The sequence below is a fragment of the Bariatricus sp. HCP28S3_A4 genome (assembly GCF_052066395.1).
GTDB lineage: Bacteria > Bacillota > Clostridia > Lachnospirales > Lachnospiraceae > Allocoprococcus.
In genome coordinates this window covers 69,270-88,063 of record NZ_JBQHSE010000012.1, presented here as the reverse complement: position 1 = coordinate 88,063, position 18,794 = coordinate 69,270, and the positions used below count along the sequence as shown (strand labels likewise).

At 43.4% G+C, this 18,794-nt stretch carries 19 protein-coding genes; all 19 read right to left on the bottom strand.

Annotation, left to right across the window (positions count from 1 at the left end):
* Positions 1-96: 96 nt before the first annotated feature.
* A complete protein-coding gene (locus tag ACTNBF_RS08235; protein WP_441089047.1) occupies positions 97-942 on the bottom strand; it encodes a cation:proton antiporter in 846 nt (281 codons plus the stop codon).
* A 31-nt stretch (positions 943-973) separates the two neighbouring features.
* Positions 974-1,618, bottom strand: coding sequence for a TetR/AcrR family transcriptional regulator (locus ACTNBF_RS08230; protein WP_427820621.1), 645 nt, complete (start codon positions 1,616-1,618; stop codon positions 974-976).
* A gap of 178 nt (positions 1,619-1,796) precedes the next feature.
* Positions 1,797-2,513, bottom strand: a complete 717-nt coding sequence (locus ACTNBF_RS08225) for a hypothetical protein (RefSeq protein ID WP_441089046.1) — start codon at positions 2,511-2,513, stop codon at positions 1,797-1,799.
* Between the two features lie 3 nt (positions 2,514-2,516).
* The gene (locus ACTNBF_RS08220) at positions 2,517-2,621 is read right to left on the bottom strand and encodes an AAA family ATPase (RefSeq protein WP_441017448.1); all 105 of its coding nucleotides are present in this window, start codon (positions 2,619-2,621) and stop codon (positions 2,517-2,519) included.
* Between the two features lie 10 nt (positions 2,622-2,631).
* Positions 2,632-3,699: a hypothetical protein gene (locus ACTNBF_RS08215; protein WP_441089045.1), complete on the bottom strand. Its 1,068-nt coding sequence runs from the start codon at positions 3,697-3,699 to the stop codon at positions 2,632-2,634.
* Positions 3,700-3,740: 41 nt separating this feature from the next.
* Entirely contained in the window at positions 3,741-5,783 is a 2,043-nt protein-coding gene (locus ACTNBF_RS08210) for a glycoside hydrolase family 13 protein (protein ID WP_441089044.1), read from the bottom strand.
* A gap of 16 nt (positions 5,784-5,799) precedes the next feature.
* The gene (gene ftsH / locus ACTNBF_RS08205) at positions 5,800-7,581 is read right to left on the bottom strand and encodes an ATP-dependent zinc metalloprotease FtsH (RefSeq protein WP_427820643.1); all 1,782 of its coding nucleotides are present in this window, start codon (positions 7,579-7,581) and stop codon (positions 5,800-5,802) included.
* Positions 7,582-7,639: 58 nt separating this feature from the next.
* On the bottom strand, positions 7,640-8,161 hold the full coding sequence (hpt, locus tag ACTNBF_RS08200; RefSeq protein ID WP_427806163.1) for a hypoxanthine phosphoribosyltransferase: 522 nt from the start codon (positions 8,159-8,161) through the stop codon (positions 7,640-7,642).
* Positions 8,162-9,553 carry a tRNA lysidine(34) synthetase TilS gene (gene tilS, locus ACTNBF_RS08195; RefSeq protein WP_441089043.1) on the bottom strand — a complete coding sequence of 464 codons (1,392 nt, stop codon included), beginning with the start codon at positions 9,551-9,553 and terminating at the stop codon, positions 8,162-8,164. It abuts the gene before it with no gap.
* Positions 9,554-9,576: 23 nt separating this feature from the next.
* Positions 9,577-11,031, bottom strand: coding sequence for a SpoIIE family protein phosphatase (locus tag ACTNBF_RS08190; protein WP_427806165.1), 1,455 nt, complete (start codon positions 11,029-11,031; stop codon positions 9,577-9,579).
* 73 nt (positions 11,032-11,104) lie between these two features.
* Complete coding sequence (locus ACTNBF_RS08185) at positions 11,105-11,440, bottom strand: FtsB family cell division protein (RefSeq protein WP_427806166.1); 336 nt, start codon at positions 11,438-11,440, stop codon at positions 11,105-11,107.
* A gap of 84 nt (positions 11,441-11,524) precedes the next feature.
* Entirely contained in the window at positions 11,525-11,878 is a 354-nt protein-coding gene (gene yabQ / locus ACTNBF_RS08180) for a spore cortex biosynthesis protein YabQ (protein WP_427806167.1), read from the bottom strand.
* Positions 11,879-11,884: 6 nt separating this feature from the next.
* A complete protein-coding gene (gene yabP / locus ACTNBF_RS08175) occupies positions 11,885-12,196 on the bottom strand; it encodes a sporulation protein YabP (protein WP_427806168.1) in 312 nt (103 codons plus the stop codon).
* Positions 12,197-12,316: 120 nt separating this feature from the next.
* Entirely contained in the window at positions 12,317-12,556 is a 240-nt protein-coding gene (locus ACTNBF_RS08170; RefSeq protein ID WP_427806169.1) for an RNA-binding S4 domain-containing protein, read from the bottom strand.
* A gap of 70 nt (positions 12,557-12,626) precedes the next feature.
* Complete coding sequence (locus ACTNBF_RS08165; RefSeq protein WP_427806170.1) at positions 12,627-12,902, bottom strand: HU family DNA-binding protein; 276 nt, start codon at positions 12,900-12,902, stop codon at positions 12,627-12,629.
* A gap of 179 nt (positions 12,903-13,081) precedes the next feature.
* Entirely contained in the window at positions 13,082-14,815 is a 1,734-nt protein-coding gene (locus tag ACTNBF_RS08160) for a phospho-sugar mutase (protein ID WP_441089042.1), read from the bottom strand.
* A 90-nt stretch (positions 14,816-14,905) separates the two neighbouring features.
* On the bottom strand, positions 14,906-15,898 hold the full coding sequence (locus tag ACTNBF_RS08155) for a CotS family spore coat protein (protein WP_441089041.1): 993 nt from the start codon (positions 15,896-15,898) through the stop codon (positions 14,906-14,908).
* A 34-nt stretch (positions 15,899-15,932) separates the two neighbouring features.
* Positions 15,933-17,264 (bottom strand): CCA tRNA nucleotidyltransferase, encoded by a 1,332-nt coding sequence (locus tag ACTNBF_RS08150; RefSeq protein WP_441089040.1) that lies wholly within the window; start codon positions 17,262-17,264, stop codon positions 15,933-15,935.
* A 33-nt stretch (positions 17,265-17,297) separates the two neighbouring features.
* Positions 17,298-18,737 (bottom strand): proline--tRNA ligase, encoded by a 1,440-nt coding sequence (proS, locus tag ACTNBF_RS08145; protein WP_441017429.1) that lies wholly within the window; start codon positions 18,735-18,737, stop codon positions 17,298-17,300.
* Positions 18,738-18,794 lie beyond the last annotated feature (57 nt).

Below are 18,794 nucleotides of genomic sequence, written 5' to 3'. Positions count from 1 at the left end.
TGATTATATTGTACCACATCCGGCACATTAGAACAAGTGTTCTCTCGTATTTTTTTGCAATTCATCTCGCCACCTAAAGAGGTGGGAGAATTCTTGCTATATCTTGTTAAAAACGCGCATAATCTGTTCCAGCCGATTTTCACTCATCATATTTGAAAAGGTGGCCGAAAAAGCCATTCCCATCAACATAAAATTCAAAATCGGAGTCGGCATCACACGGTTATTAAAAAAGAATCCTGCAACAGAAGTAAATAAAATGGTGACAATCAGCAATGCCAGCTTTATCCCATCACCATTGTCTCTCCTCAAGATAAATCCTGACAGGAATCCACACACAATCCCAATAACCAGCGGTAATATAACCACCAGAGCAATCATATAAGCCGGCATACTTCCCGCCGAAAGTTTCCCGGCGATCACAGCGATGGTTGTAAAAAATACAACACAGCCTACGATATCATCCAGAGCCGCCATCGGAATCAACGTTTTCGTAACAGGTCCATCCGTCTTAAACTCACGCACAATTGAAAGTGCCGGTGCGGGAGCCGTTGCAAGCGCAATTCCTCCAAAAACAAAACACAGATACAATGGAACATCTGTTATATAGAATACGACTCCAAATACCAATGAAACAACCAGAAAAGTCCCCAAAGACTGTGTCAGCGTTGTAATCACGATCGCCTTTCCGGATTTCTTAATCTTATTCCAGACCAATTCCGTACCGATCATAAGTCCAACACCACATTCCAGCACATGAATCATAACCTGATACCACCCTGCATCCAATATCTCCTGATTCATCAGTGAAAACGCATGCGGTCCTAACAGCATCCCGGCAATCAGCCAGCCTAAAATAGCGGGCAGTTTCAATTTCGATATCAGCTTTCCTGCCAAAAATGCCAATATAACAACTAAAATCAATTTCACAAACATCAAAATCATTTTGTTACACTTCCTTACTTCATATTTATCTTCACCTTAGATTTTCTGAGAAATCCTCCGTTTTCTTTGCAATACCGTACATGATCATATCCAATAATTCCGATAATCTGCTCTCATGTGTCTCGATCACTTTTTGTATATCTTCATTCTCATAATACATCTCCCGGAAATAGCCATTATACATTTCCTGCATTGTCATCAGATACTGAATCGCTTTCTCAACACTTACCCCTTTTCTTAATTCCATCTGAAACAGTAATTCTGCATAGCGTTCTTTTAAACACTCATCATAACCAACTCTCAATTCTTTCAACTCTTTTATCAGATGCCTTGGAGGCATCAAAACACTATTAAAGAAAATCTGCGCATAATACGGGTTTTTTTCAAAGAAAACCTGTCGGGCATTTAAGAGTTCTTTCAGTTTTTCCTCCACACTCTCCGAATGACAAACTGTATTCTTAATATGTCTCGTCATTTCTTCATAACATTGTTTCACACAGATTAAATACAATTCATCTTTATTTTTGAAATTGTGATAGATCAATCCTTTTGATATATGATTATCGCTGCAAATTGTATTCAGTGAGGCCGCTTCGTAACTCTTCGTACCAAATTCTGCAATTGCCGCCTGAATGATTTTCTCGCAAGTGAGTCTGGTTTTTTCTTCCTTCTTCATAAAGCCCTCCTTTTCTTGACTGCATGGTCAATAATACTACAAGCAAACCATGTGGTCAATAATATCTCATCATTTTTATTCTCCAAATTCTTTAATAACAAAAAAAGCAAGTATATTCCGGCTGAACTATTTTTCAGATTTTAGCTAGCCACAATATACTTGCAAATTTCATTTTAATTTAGAATGTACTTAGAGCGACGCGATTCATATATGCGTTCATTGCTTTCTTATCTCCAAGCAGCAGAGCTTTGATAAAATCGTTGTAATCCGGCTCCACGCATTTGAGCCATCCCCGTACCATGGTGTTGAACATTCGCTCAACTTCATAATTGGTAAGCACCAGTTCATACTTCGCCTCTTCCCCGTATTCCAACGACTCCTCCCGTTCAAAGCTCAGTACTTTCAGATAACCACTTGCAAGAAGCAAACTCCAGATTGCAGATTCATTATTATCTAGTTGATTATATACAATCTGTTCGTCAATTGGCGTACGAATTGTTTCACCGCAGAGAAGATTTTCAAATTTTTCTTTAATTGTGCGGTTTCCTTCCCGAAGCAGTTTCCCAACGAGACTATTAGAGCTGGTGTTAGCCCAGTATGTCCTAAAATCCTTTTTATCAAGATAATTCAAAATCGACCATGGATTGTAAATATCTTTACATTCACCAAAGATAAATCCGTCGTACCAGTATTTTACCTGTTCTTTCTTTTCTGACAGTCCACATTCGTCCAAGATAAGCTTCCTGCATGGGCGTATCATACTCATCAAAAAGAATAATGACTTCTTTCCCATAGTATCGATACAGATAGCTCGATAATTGGTAAAGTGCCGATGTCGCATCAGGATTCCTGATATCTTCTGCCAAAATTCGATCATAAAAACTTCGGTCTGCATCTGTTAACGCATCTGTATCTCTCTCTGATCTGCATAATCTATAGAGAAAAAGCGTTCTAACATACTCAAATTAAGCGTCTTACCAAAACGTCGCGGACGATTAATCAATGTGACACTGTCACCGCTCTCCCACCATTTTCTTCAATTCCGCCAATCTCATTTGAAACATCTCAGCTTCTTTTTCCATATCCCCAAACTTCTTCATATCCATTTCACGAACCATCCGAAGTCCGATATGTTTTACCGCTTCTTGTGCCGCTTCTTTCTGCGACATCTGCTCCGGGAAAACGGTCTGGCACTTTGCGCCTTCCAGATTATCATATGACAAAAAGCACTGATTAAAATCCATGAGCGGATACAAAGACACATACTTATTCGTACGGTTGTCCACCAGAAATCCCCAGTTCTCCGGATGCCGGTCCGTATTTCCGGTCAGATAGTCCAGTATGTTCATCCCATAATATGTAACAGGATCCATTTCTTTGCAGACTTCCAGTGTATCCAGATTATGATTACACGCATAAATATCGAATGCCATTTTAGAAACCATGGAATATTCTTTCGAAGTAATGATATCACTTTCCGATACGATTTCTCCGTCATATTCATGTTCGCGATAAATGACCTGCGGAATGTCAAAGCACTGGCAGATTTCACTTGCCAGTACTTCTCTTTTCACCGCTTCTGCTTCTCCGTCTTTTAATAACTTAAATCCCGAATCGCATCGGATCCAGGCCTTGGGAAAGCATCCTCTTGTAGATAAATCCGGTGCCAGTTCCTGATTCGTAACCGTCATCTGGCGCCCCTTAAGAGTGAGTTCGACAATCGCTTCATTCAAAGGATTATCATATAAATTTATTTCATCAAATGTTGTTCTGTCCCCTTCGTTTCTCACCCAGTATACATCCGTCAAAGAAACACATCGGTACGACAGTGATATATTCGCCCTGTCTTTATCCGTAACTGCCTGCATGACTCCGATACTGTTCAGAATATCTTTTGCGTATTTTCGATCCAGAGACAATACTCTTGATGCGCACCAATGATTAAAATTATTTACATTATTTACAAGCACATCAATGTCATTATCATCTTCCACATCCAAATATAAATCATACGGCATAAACGATTCTTCAAAGATCTCTGCCTTTCCGGAAGATGAAATCTTTGCCACTATTTTCTCCATATGCATAATTTCATAAACAGTTACTTTTTTCAAGGTTTTCCCTACCATTTCTTATTCTTCAATACAATCGCCGATTTCGGTCCCATCATCAGTGACAGAATTCCCTCCTTCACCACATACTCATCAAACGCACCGATATAGCCTTCTATATAAGAATACATGATTCGTGCCATATTGGAACCTTCTTTCACTTCCGCAGGCATGACATTGACATGAATCTCCCGAAGTTCGTCTGCGCTGTTGATGATTACGATAATCTGTTCATCTCCCCAGAATCTTCCGTACGCAAGAAGTCCCGGTCCCCATTTTAACATTTTAAGAGAACCTTTCTTCAATGCAAGATTTTCTCTGTGAATACGGATCATTTCCCGGTAAAAACTGATCATCTCTTTGTTTTCGCGTCCCCATGGATAGGTTCTGCGGTTATCCGGATCCGTGAACCCACAGACTCCGGCTTCATCTCCATAATAGAGTGTTGGCGCACCGATCCATGTCATCTGCATCACAATGGCAGCACGCATAATTGCAAGATCCACTCCCTGATTCGCAGCTTCCGGTCCCAGTTCTGCGACTCTTCCGACCTTATGGTTCGTTCTTGTAAGGAAACGTGAATGATCATGGTTAGAAAGCTGGTTCATCGCCGTCTGCAGGGATGGGGTCATCATACTTGCCATATGATGCTTCATCGCATTCACAAAATTATCTGCATTCCCCAGAAGATCCTCACGGTATTCGTCACTATGCTTTTCCATCCCGGTGAGGAACCAGGTCAGAGGTTCCATAAACGCGTCATAGTTCATGACCGTATCCCATTCGTCGCCTTCCAGCCATTCTCTCGGATCTCCATAATGCTCTGCCAGAATTAATGCATTGGGATTCGCATCTTTCACAACCTTGCGGAATTTTTTCCAGAATTCATGATTGTATTCGTTACTTCTCCCCAGATCAGCCGCGACATCCAGACGCCATCCATCCACATTATAAGGCGGTGAGACCCATTTTTTTGCCACGCCAAGTACATATTCTTCTAATTCTTTCGAATCTTCATAATTCAGCTTCGGAAGCGTGTCATGTCCCCACCATCCATCATAACTGGCATTTTGCGGCCACTCACTGTCATTATTATTGTGGAACAGGAAATAGTTCCGGTATGGGCTCTGTGCGCTCATATATGCCCCAGGCTGATATCCTTCCACCTGATCATAAATCATTTCCCGATCCATCCATTTGTTAAACGAACCACAATGATTGAATACTCCGTCAATAATTATTCTCATTCCGCGACGGTGGATCTCTTCAACCAGCCGGATAAACAGCTGATTGCTGGCTTCCAGATTTTCTTTGTCCGTTGTACGAATCCGGTATTTATCAGCGTGATAATTACTCTTTTCCCCGGGTTCCAAAAGTCTACCGCCATCTGTCACTATCTTTCCAACATGTGGATCAATATAATCATAATCCTGCGTGTCATATTTATGATTGGACGGAGAAACGAATAATGGATTACAGTAAATCACTTCTACTCCAAGACTCTGCAGATAATCCAGCTTATTTATCACGCCCTGTAGATCTCCTCCATAGAATTCACGCACATCCATCGGCTGCGGATAGCGGTACCAGTCTTCCACCTTTTGTACTTGATCGCCTATATAGAAGTACTCCCCTGTCTGAACATCATTGGTTGGATCTCCGTTGCAGAAACGATCCGTATAAATCTGATACATCACCGCCCCCTTTGCCCACTCTGGTGTGGCAAATCCGGGAACAATCCTGAAATCATAGTATTCTGCGTAATCGTCTCTCGCTCCCCACTGGTTATAATAGCAGACTTCTTCGCCTTTCAAAATTTTAAAATAATATCTGAATTCCTCATTGTCAAGCTGCCAGTCAATGCAATAATAATCAAACGCGCCTTTTGAGATCATTTTCTTCATCGGAAAGCTCTCATCCTTGATGCACATCAGTACTTCATCCACATCGTCCTTTGCCGTCCGGAACCACAATTGTATCCATTCGTCTACTTCCGGCTCCGGCTGGCTAACATATGCCTCAGTGCCATCGCAAAACAATGCTTCTTTATTCATAATGTTTCCTCAATTCCTAATCAAATAATGCTTCAAATTCTTCTCTTGTAATCTTTTCTTTCTGAAGCAGAAGTTCCGCGCAGGCATTCAATACATCTTCATGTTCTTTAATGATCTGTTTCGCCCGGGCATAACATTCATCTATAATTCTCTTAACTTCTGAATCGATCGTAGACGCAATCTGCTCACCATACGCACGTGATGAATGTGCAAGATCTCTTCCCAGAAAGACTTCATCACTGTCATTATCGTAATTTACCAGCCCAAGAGCTTCCGACATACCAAATTTCGTCACCATAGATCTCGCATAGGCAGTTGCCTGCTTGATATCCTGAGATGCTCCGGTTGTGATGTCATCAAAAACCATCTCCTCAGCAGCTCTTCCACCGAGCGAAACTGTGATATCCTGAAGCATCTGGCCTCTGGTATTGAACATCTCATCCTTTTCCGGCAATGGCATCGTATACCCCGCCGCTCCCGATCCAGTAGGAATAATGGATACACTGTACACAGGTCCCACATCAGGAAGTACATGGAACAAGATCGCATGCCCTGATTCATGAAATGCTGTGATCCGTTTCTCTTTATCCGAAATAATACGGCTCTTTTTCTCCGCACCGATACCTACTTTCACAAATGCATGCCGGATGTCTGCCTGCTGCAGATACACACGCCCTTCTTTAGCAGCCGTGATCGCTGCTTCATTCAACAGATTTTCCAGATCCGCGCCGGTAAATCCAGCCGTTGTCTGGGCAATCTGCTGCAGATCCACATCCTCCGCAAGTGGTTTTCCTTTCGCATGGACCTGAAGGATCTCAAGTCTTCCCTGCACATCCGGTCTTCCAACGACCACTTTTCTGTCAAACCGCCCCGGGCGAAGAATGGCAGGATCCAGAATATCCACACGGTTCGTCGCAGCCATAACAATAATTCCCTCATTTGGTCCAAAGCCATCCATCTCTACCAGAAGCTGGTTCAATGTCTGCTCTCTCTCATCATGGCCTCCGCCCATACCTGTTCCGCGACGTCTTGCCACCGCATCAATCTCATCAATAAATACAATACAGGGCGAATTGTGTTTCGCATCCTCAAAGAGATCTCTCACACGGGATGCTCCAACTCCGACAAACATCTCCACAAAATCGGAACCGGAAATCGTGAAAAACGGGACCCCGGCTTCACCAGCCACCGCTCTTGCAAGTAAAGTCTTACCGGTTCCCGGAGGTCCCTCAAGCAGCACCCCCTTCGGGATTCTTGCTCCAACCTGAATATATTTCCCCGGAGCTTTCAAAAAATCCACGATCTCTTCCAGTTCTTCCTTTTCTTCTTTCAGGCCGGCAACCTGGTTGAACTTGACTTTATTTTCCGCTTCTGTGCTCATCTTCGCACGGCTTTTCCCAAAATTCATCGCCTTTGCATTTGCACCACCCTGGCGATTCATCATCATAACCAGAAGAACAAGTGCACCTATCATCAAAAGCGTTGGTAACATCGTTGTCGCAAACCAGCTTTCCTGTGGTACAGAATCCACATAACAGATTACTTCATCATAAGAGCTCAGAAGCTCCTGTGCTTCATTAACGTCTGTGACATACAGTTCTTCCAGCACACCATTATTTTTCTCAATCCTTAGCGTGCCATTTGGTGCTACCTTGTCCGGCTTTACTTCAACTTTCTTAATATTATTATCTTGCAGATCTTCCTGGAACTCCCGGTAAGTATATGCCTTCTCCTGTTTCTCGGCCTGATTCATAAACCAGTATGCTCCTATCATAAAAACAGCACAAAGAAGAAGCATCAGCCCGCTGATTCCTCTTGTCTTATTATTATTATTCAATTATTGCTCCTTCCACCAATTACATCTCTACGCATCCGATGTATGGTAAATTTCTATATTTCTGTGCATAATCTAATCCGAACCCTACCACAAATTCATCCGGAATATTAAATCCTACATAATCAACATGCACGTCTTTAACACGCCGTTCCGGTTTGTCGAGTAATGTACAAAGACGCATACTCTTAGGTCCCCTCTTCTGAAGAATTTCCAGCAGATAAGAAAGCGTACGTCCTGAGTCCACAATATCCTCAACTACAAGTACATCCTTTCCTTCCAGCGATTCATCAAGATCCTTCGCAATCTTCACAACTCCGCTGGATGAAGTTCCGTCACCATAGCTGCTGACACTCATGAAGTCCATGGAAACCGGCACAGTAATCCTCTTTGCCAGTTCACACATGAAGAAAACTCCTCCCTTAAGTACACAGATCAAATGTACCTGTTTTCCCGCATAATCCTCACTGATCTTTTTTCCTAATTCTTCAATTCTTGCATTCACTTCTTTTTCCGGTATTAAAACCTTAATTTTCTCTGCCATTTAGGTACCTCCATTTATCGTAATCTCCAAAACGGTCTTTGTCTGTTCCGTCACTTGATATGCCTTACTTTGACGATATCCCACAATCCAGAGAATTCTCTCCTTTTCCGCGATCAGCGGAATTTTATCTCTTTTGTCCGACGGAATTTTCTCATTCACAAAATAGGATTTCAGTTTCTGCGTATTTCCTTCTTTATCAATCGCAATCCTGTCTCCTGCCCGTCTGTTGCGTACAAAGACGTTCTCTTTTATTATATCATAATCGAACCATTTCGTGTATGTTTTTTTCGGAATCCCCTCAAGTCCCTGGGTGAACGGAAATTTTCTGCAAGAAACCTTCCAATCTCCATACTCAACTCTCCATTCCTCTGTTTCATTTACATTCGGGATACATACAATTTTGCCTTCGTTTCCCATTTCTGTACCATTGGTCTTCGTCTCATTTCCAAGAGTCAAATCAATTCCCTCATATGTCCGTACCGCACGCATTTTATAAGGAAGATCAATTTTTCTGCCCGTCTGCTTATCCAGCAACTCTCTGATTTGAACTACATGAACCTCATCCAGATCCTTTTCTTTTTTACTAAGACAAACCATTGCCTGTCTTAATACCATTCTGCCGATCAGCTCATCCTGTTTACGGAACTCCTGCTCAGAAATATGGATTTTCCCCCGCTCCTCTTTCACGCACTTCCGATACGCTTCCCTCATCCGGCGTTCCAGATATTCCTGTACCTCTCGAAGCTGCTCCATAGCCCCATTAATATGTTCTACCGTTTTTGAATTAATGTTCTCTGTAAAATATGGGATGACATGGTTTCTTATCTTGTTTCTTGTATAAGTATCTTCCAGATTTGTTGCATCCATACAATAAAGGATTCCTTTTTTCTCCAAAAATTCTTCTATCTCCATCCGGTTCACACAAAGAAGCGGACGAATGTAATCTCCCTTTACAGGGCAGATCCCTCCAAGTCCTTTCATCTTGCTTCCTCTGGCGAGATGTAGAAAAAATGTCTCTGCATTGTCATCCTGGTGGTGTGCCAGTGCAATTCTGGTACCACCATATTTGATTGCTGTTTCACGAAACGCTTTTCTTCGTAGCTCTCTTCCGGCTTCTTCTTCGGAAAGTTTTTCCTTTCTTGCATATTCCGGGACGTTCACATGAAATACTTCGCAAGTAAGCCCCAGCTTCCTGCAGATGTCTCGCACGTACTCCTCATCCGCATCTGCTGCTTCACCGCGGATCCCATGATTCACATGAACGATAACAAGATCAAATTCCATACTCTTTCTCAATTCTTCCAGCACAAAAAGAAGGCACATTGAGTCTGCACCTCCCGAAACACCTGCTATCACGGTATCCCCCGCTGTCAGCATATGCCACTTTTCCATAAACTTTTTTATTCTATTCAGCATCATGATTTTCCTTTTGTACGATTTTCTTTCTTCGTATCATTAGAGTAACACATCTCCCAGATTCCTGCCACCAAAACTGTCATGTCATCTTTCGGTTCACCGTTTGTCAGTTCCAGGACACTTTGCAGGATATAATGGGCCAATTCTTTCGGATTTTCAAGCGATGTTCCTCCGATGATCAGATCCAGCAATTGCTCCTGCTCTCCCGAAGGCAGTGCATCCAGGATTCCATCCGTGACCATCACAACAACATCACCCGATTCCAGATTTCTTCTGAATTCTCCGCTTTGCTGATTCGGCACTACGCCGAGCGGAAGATTTTCAGAATAGATATGCTCCATCCCTTCCCTTTTCCGTATAAACGTAGGTGCAGCGCCAGCTTTTATAAATTCACATTCCCCACTGTACAGATCAAAAATACTCATATCCACAGTAGAAAAACATACTTCTTCTCTTCCCATGACCAGTGCTGTATTCATCATAGACAGTGCCGTCTGTCTGGGAAATCCCGCCTTCAGCAATTCTTCCAACATATCTACGATCATCGCACTTTCTCTGGAAGCACGTTCTCCGGATCCCATCCCATCAGAAAGGATTGCCGCCTCCTGACCACCGGGCAATCTCGTCATCAGGTAACTGTCTCCCGAAATCTTCTGACATCCTTTTCCGATTTTTGCGATGCCTTGCATCGTATAATATCCCGGTCCTTCTACACAAACTACCGTACAGTATTCCTGACTCATCACCGGCCTTTCCTCGCTGGCAGGACACATTTTCCGTCCGACACAGTCCGAAAGTATCTCTGACAGTTTTTTCGTCGTCATACATACCCCTTTTTCTGTTTTCCCCGTAATATGAATCTCATATCGTCCCTGCGGATTCACAAAAAATACAGAGCTCAGCATCCTGACTCCTGATCTTTTCAGGTGCATCTTCAGCTTTTTTTCCAATGGCGGATCCTGAAAAATACTTGCATCCAGTTCCCTGGTCGCATGCTGTATCATCTGGGCGAACGTATCCAGTTGGACTGCGCATCCTTCCCGGTTTAAGATCATTTTATTGTTCCAAATCAGTGTTTTCTTTGCTTCCTGAAACACATCCAGAATAGTCCTGAGAAAACGAGGCGCCTGAATACAGCTTTTCTGAAGTTTTCGTTTCATCTCTACATTCAGTTCAGTACCGTATTTTTCCACCGCACAAAGCAATTCATAAATGAGCAGATCGATCTGTTCCCTGTTCTGTCCGGTACAATGCTCCCTCCGCTCACAGGAACCGCACACCCGATCCTCTATCTGTCTGATCATTTCCTGAACTTCCTCAGCACTGAAACCTTCCCTGGTTCCTTCCATTTTCAGAAATGTATCCGCCAGATGTCTAAGGGACTTGGCAAACTTGTCCGCCTGCGTTACATACGGACTTTGCATCACCGTCACTTCGTTTCTGTTTTCTCCCATCTGCCTGCCTCCCTTACTATAATACAAAGAGCTCTGGAATCTCTTCCAAAGCTCATCATTCGTGAATATGTCATCAATTAGCCGCCTTAAACAGGATCTCATTCTGCTTAATCAATCCCAGCTTCTCTTTCGCAACATCTTCAATATATTCATCTGTTCCCACATATTCTTTCAGTTTATCAATCTCTTCCGAGCGATCCTTCTCATCATCCAGCTGTGCCATAAGTTCTGCTTCCTGAGCCATGTATTCTTTGTTTCTCGCCTGTAACGCCATTCCATGAATAACAATTACTGCGCTGAGCATCACAATAATACTGCTGATTGCCAACACACTTCTCTTATGATTCTGAAGCCTGCTCTTCGAACGTCCTTTCCGGATCTTCCGATTCTTCTGCTTTAAGCTTCCCATTATATATACTCACCCTTTACTGTTGTTTCCAACCGGTATATTCCCTATTATTACTTATATAAAATCCACAATTGTAAAATAATATTATCTTTTTTCCCCAGATTTATCAATAGTTTTTCCGTTTTTTTTCTCCATCAAATCAGATAATTTTTGATCGATTTTTTTTGTAAAAGCAACGAAAAAGTGCATCAAAATCGCCCCAATCACAACACCTAGTACAAAATACCACCTTATCTCACCATTACTTGTGTGGTAAATTTGCACAAAAAAGTACTGTGATACAAAAATCCAATATATGAAATCTTCTATGTTGATCACCCATAATGCATGGCGGAAAATCCTTCTCAGCACCCTAAGACTTAAATATACAGCAGTCACAAAAACTCCGGTTATGATTGCGTGAAGGAACACCAGAAACTCTTTTTCAATTCCCAACATATTCGGTTACCGGAAAAGTTTTGTCAAAAAATTTTCACCTTGTTTTCCTGCCGAATTAATATTGGAATATGCCACACTGTCAATATTCCCCGACAAATCCACCTCGCCCTTTTCCAGGCTTAAACGGTTCACATGCATGTCCGTTCCTTTCACCATAAGCATTCCCTGATCCGTTTCCAGCAGGATTTCATTTAGGTCAAACGACAATACATCCAGAACTCCCGTCACCATACTGGTTTTTCTGTTGTTGATTACAAGCTTATGATTGTGCGTTTTCGGCATCTTACTTTCTTCCACCACTACCCCCAACCTTTCCATCTATGATACATGCGGATCCCTCCGCGCATTCACCCATGATCCGGATATGTTCCGGTCATTCAGTGCCTTGATATCATTTTATGAATGCATGGGATAATATATGTTAAAAACTTTATAGAATTACAGGTATCGGAACAACTCGGCAGCTTCGTCCTTCTTTGTAGTTTCCTTTAGCTCAAGCACTTCCACTTTTACAGTCTTTGTTCCGAACTGAATCTCAATAATGTCCCCTTTTTTCACTTTAACGGATGCCTTTGCTACCGTACCGTTCACCATAACTCTTCCGGCATCACATGCCTCATTTGCCACAGTCCTGCGCTTGATCAGGCGCGATACCTTCAAAAACTTATCTAATCTCATATCATTATTTCTCCTACAAAAATAGAGAGCGGCCAGCGCTCTCTATTTACATTCATCAATCCAAAACCAATTATGCGTTTACAGCATCTTTCAAAGCTTTTCCTGCTTTAAACTTCGGCGCTTTGCAGGCATCAATCTTCATGGTCATACCGGTCTGAGGATTTCTTCCTTCTCTTGCAGCTCTTTCACTTACCTCAAACGTTCCAAAACCTACCAACTGAACTTTTTCCCCTTTTTTCAGTTCTTCTGTAACTACATCAACAAAAGCTTTTAACACTTTTTCTGCATCTTTTTTAGAAACCTCTCCCTGCTCTGCCACTGCTGCCACTAATTCTGTTTTGTTCATGAATATTTCCTCCTGTATCATAATCACTCGAATACCAACTGTATTCTACCTCGTACTAAAGGCTGACTGCGTCCTTGCAGAATGCCCTATGTAAAGTTATATCGGGTTTTAAAGCCTTTGTCAAGCCTAAATCCTTCTTAGGAACACCGAAATACCATTCTTTCCGGACAAACTGTTTTCTACAACATTTGATCCACCATAGCAAGCACTGCTTTTCCAAGTTCTTCTGATTTGGAATCTGCATCCTCAAGAGAAGTTCCCTTAATTCCGTAATAGAATTTTACTTTCGGTTCCGTTCCTGACGGGCGAACACATACCCATGCATCATCATTCAGTTCATAATAAAGAACGTTGGACTTCGGAAGGCCTGTCGGTGTTACTTCGCCGGTTGCCAGATCTTTGATTGTATCTGCCTGATAATCTCTTGCCTTCTGCACCTTGTAAGCACCGATCTCAGCCGGCGGATTATTGCGCAGTGTCTGCAGGATGTTCTGGATCTTTTCAAGTCCTTCAATTCCCTTCATGGTGATTGACTTGATATCATCCTTGTAATAACCATATTTCTCGTACATTGCAACCATTGCATCCCATAATGTCATATCTTTTGTCTTATAGTAAGCTGCTGCTTCGCAAAGAGCCATTGTTGCTACGATTGCATCTTTATCTCTTGCATGTGTTCCGATCAGACATCCATAGCTTTCCTCAAATCCAAAAAGATATTCACCCTTTCCACTTGTTTCAAATCCAAGAATCTGCTGTCCGATATATTTGAAACCTGTCAGGACTTCGATCAGTCCTACATTATATCCTTTTGCAATGGCATCCGCCAGATTGGAAGTAACGATCGTCTTGATCAGGTATCCGTCTTCCGGAAGGCCTTTCAAGGCTTTCTTCTGTCCAATCTCGTAATCAGCGAGCAGACATCCTGACATATTTCCTGTTAATGTATGGTATACGCCGTCTTTATCTTTTACACGCACTCCAAGTCGGTCTGCATCCGGATCTGTTGCAAGTACCAGATCGGCATCTACCTCTTTTGCAAGCTTAAGTCCAAGTTCAAATGCTTCTTCTGCTTCCGGATTCGGATAAGAAACGGTCGGGAATTCTCCATCCGGGAGTTCCTGTTCTTTCACAACATATACATTTTCAAAGCCAAGTTCCTTAAGTACACGTCTGGCAGGTATATTTCCGGTTCCGTGAAGAGGGCTGTATACGATCTTCAGATCCTTACCCACTGCATCAATTGCATCCTGATGCTGTACCTGCTCTTTTAATCTGGCAATATATGCGTCATCAATAGCCTGTCCGATCACTTCGTAGAGACCGGCTGCTTTCGCTTCTTCCAGTCCCATCGTCTTCATTGTTGTATAATCGGTAACAGCAAGAACCTCATCCATGATACCTTTGTCATGCGGAGGAGTAATCTGTGCTCCATCTTCCCAATATACTTTATATCCGTTGTATTCCGGTGGATTGTGGCTGGCCGTAATATTGATACCGGCAATACACTTCAGTTCACGCACTGCAAAGGACAGTTCCGGTGTCGGGCGAAGTGATTCGAATACATATGCTTTGATTCCGTTCGCTGCCAGACAAAGTGCTGCTTCATCTGCGAATTCCGGGGACATACGGCGTGAGTCGTAAGCGATCGCCACTCCGCGTTCCTTCGCACCTGCTTTGATGATATAGTTCGCAAGTCCCTGTGTTGCCTTTCTAACAGTGTAAATATTCATGCGGTTCGTTCCGGCTCCGATCACACCACGAAGTCCTGCTGTACCAAACTCCAGATCTTTGTAAAAGCGCTCCTTGATTTCCCCATCATTATCAGCAATTGCTTTCAATTCTGCCTGTGTGTCCGCATCAAAATACGGGTTAGAACACCATTCTTCGTATCTCTTTACATATTCTTCCATCTCTTTTTTGTACCTCCATTTGTTCTGAGTACATTTCTCCCTCAAGGGCACATTCTGGTACTCGCTTTATCCCTATTATACACTACTTGGCTATAAATGAAAAGCAAATATATTCGATAAAAAGCGCTTCTTTTCCTCATTCTGGCGAATTGCCGTCCTCAGTTTTTCAACATTTTTCTCCGGAATCCATGCTTTATTCGAGTGGTAATACAAATTCACAATTTTCCAGAACTTCTCCGGGTAAGCGAGCCTCACTGCAAGATAATCCCTTTCTTTTTTCCCGAGTGTTATTTCCGCATCGTACATTCGCAGCATTTTATAACCGAGACGCTCATCATACCTGTATTTCTCCATTGTTTTTCTCAGGAAATAATAAAAATCATCCAACTGGAGTTCTCTGTGCGCACGGTCAAATCCGGTAACTGCCAATCCCTCTTTGCAAAATAGCAGATTATGATAATTGTAGTCTCCGTGAACCCAGGTCCCTTTCTCCTGTGCCTCCTGCCATAACCGTCGGTATCCGGTCTCTTTCAGATGCTCGTTCGCCCCTTCTGCCCATTCGTACATCCGGTCACAGCCTTTCAGGAATTCCGTCTCAAATGCCCCTTTGACACTTCTCCGGCAAATGAACGTACGCACCTTCCGCAGTTCCCGGTTATGCCGCCTGAATTCCTCTTCCAGCGGAAAACTGATTTCGGCTCCCGTTGTGTCCTCACCGGGTATCCGCATCAGTTTGTGCAGCTTTGCCAGGTATTTCGTTCCCTCCAGCAGCTCCCCTTCCCGGCGTACATCGCATTCTCTCCCCTGGAACCATCGTCTTACCATATACCCGGTTCCGTCATCAGCCGTCGTAATATACGCTCCCTCTTTGTTTGCCAGTGGCATATCCACCATACAGATTCCGCTTTCATTCAGCATTTTGTACAGTTCGATGAGCACGGGCAGCCTTTTCGGTGCAATATATACTTCTTTTAAAAGAAACAGCCCGCGATCCGTATCGCACAAAACAGCACCCCTGATTCTGTGGGTGCTGTTTACTTCCATCTGGTATTGTTCTAAGACACTAATCCCATAATCTTTCATGGCATCCCCCTGCACGTTTCGTTTTCATGTCTTTCTAGTGTATGCCCCGAGATACCATTTTTAGAAGAACTTTCTTCTCATTCTTTTCAGGATCATCAATCACTTCTTTTAAAAGCGTTTCCAACATCTCGCCGATCTGGGGCCCCGGTTCCATTCCCGCCTCGATCAGATCACGTCCCGTCACGGCAAGGCCCTTCAGCGATACACACTGTTTCAATTCCAGAATTTCTTTATATAATTTTTCTATCTGCTCAAGATTTTCTATCTTCTTCGTCTTCTGATACTCACTTTGTCCGGCAATATCGGCACGCTGCACCAACAGATAATACGGGAATAAGTCCTCTCCGATCCTGTTCATTGCACGCCGCACATATTTCGAAGCAGCCGGCATTCTGTAATCATGAAAACGCACCAGCTTGCTTACCTTTCTTATAGTATCATTATCAAACTTGAGGCGCTGCAGAATCCTTCTTGCGATCTCTTCACTGACACATACATGTCCCCTGAAATGTGCGACCCCTTTCTCATCGATCGATTTCGTCGCCGGTTTTCCCATGTCATGAAAAAGCATGGTAAGCCGCAGTACCTTCTCAGGCGCAATGTTCATCATCGTATGGATCGTATGCTCGCCGACATGATAGCAGTGATGAAGATTCTCCTGCTCTGTTACCATCATAACGTCGAATTCCGGGAGAATCACGGATGTGATACCAAGTTCATATGCCAGCCGGATGCGCTCCGGGTGCGGAGATACCAGCAATTTGACGAGTTCCACCTGTATGCGCTCGGCACTGATATTTCTTAAATTCGATGCCAGATCGCTGATTGCCTCCCGGGTCTTCTCTTCAATGTCAAATCCAAGCTGAGCGGAAAACCTCACTGCGCGGAGAATCCGAAGCGCGTCTTCCGAGAAACGTTCCCCTGCATTCCCCACACATCGGATCACTTTCTGATCCAGATCCTGCAGACCGTTAAAAATATCTACCAGCCCGGCCTCCTCATTATATGCCATGGCATTGATCGTAAAATCCCGCCGTTTCAGATCTTCTTCCAGACTGCGTGTAAACTGAACTTCTTTGGGATGTCTGCTGTCTTCATATTTACCATCTATCCGATAAGTCGTCACTTCAAAGCCTTCTTTCTCCAGAAGTACCGTGATCGTCCCATGTTCAATTCCGGTATCAAAGGTACGTTCAAACAACGCCTTTGTTTCCAAAGGCGTTGCTGATGTTGTTATATCCCAGTCCTGCGGATCCCGTCCGAGGATACTGTCCCTGACACAGCCTCCTACGGCATATGCCTCGTACCCGTGATCCTGTAAAGTTGTAATAATATGATGCACCTTGTCAGGTAATTGAATCTTCATATTTCTTTACATTCACCTGTTCTTTATACTATCTTAATATGCCTTGCCGAAATAAACCATATGTTTCGCAGGTTTACCGCAATAAATACATGTATCACTGATCGGATCTTCTTTGCAGATGCATCTTGAAGATGCGCCGCCGGTCTCGTATTTGATCTCGCCCTCGCACTCTTCGCTTCCGCACCACATTGCTTTGATGAATCCACGGTTTTCATTGAATTTCTCTTTCATTTCATCCATGGTCACCGCTGTATCAATATGGCTGTCAAGGAATGCTTTTGCCCGGTCATACATGTCTTTCTGGATCGTTTCCAGAATTTCTCCGAGTCTGGTTGCAATTTCATCGATCGGAACAATAATCTTCTCACGTGTATCGCGGCGTACAACGACAACCTGTCCCTGATCGATGTCTTTCGGTCCGATTTCAATACGGGTCGGAATTCCAAGCATTTCCTGCTCACTGAATTTCCATCCCGGGCTCTTCTCGGAATCATCGATCTTCACACTGTAGCCGGCTTTCGCTAATGTATCAACCAGTTCATTCGCTTTTTCGAGTACACCTTCCTTATGCTGTGCGATCGGAATCACTCTCGTCTGAACCGGAGCAATTCTTGGAGGCAGTACGAGTCCGCTGTCATCACCGTGTACCATGATGATCGCACCGATAATACGTGTGGAAAGTCCCCATGAAGTCTCATATACACTGTGAAGTTCATTATTCTTATCCAGATACTTGATGTCAAATGCATCCGGGAAGCCGCTTCCGAAGAAATGGCTGGTTGCAGACTGAAGTGCCTTTCCGTCATGCATCAAAGCTTCTACCGTATAGGTGTCCTGAGCACCTGCGAATTTCTCGCTCTCTGTCTTAGGACCGGATACAAACGGAATCGCCAGAGAATCCCGGATAAACTCCTGATATACTCTGAGCATAGTAAGTGTTCTTTCCTCAGCCTCCTCATAAGTCGCATGAATCGTATGGCCTTCCTGCCATAAAAACTCTCTGGAGCGAAGGAACGGTCTGGTTGTCTTCTCCCATCGAAGTACAGAGCACCACTGATTCCATACCTTCGGCAGATCACGGTAGGACTGTACGGTTCTTGACCACAGATCGCAGAACAGCGTCTCGGATGTAGGACGAATACACATCTTCTCCTGAAGGCGTTCCATTCCACCCTTGGTTACCCATGCCACTTCCGGAGCAAATCCTTCGATATGATCACTTTCTTTCTGCAGAAGATTCTCCGGAATCAATACAGGAAGATACACATTCTCCACACCTGTATCCTTAAATCTCTTATCCAGATCAGCCTGAATCTTTTCCCAGATCGCATATCCGTTCGGTAAATAATTCAGACATCCTTTCACGCTGGAGTAATCGCAAAGTTTCGCTTCGCGGACTACATCCGTATACCACTGCGCGAAATCAACGTCACGCGAAGTGATCGATTCTACAAACTTCTTTTCTTTTGCCATGTCAAACCTCTCCTCTTCCATATATTTTGGTCTGTCTCAGGGGTGCATTATAACTGA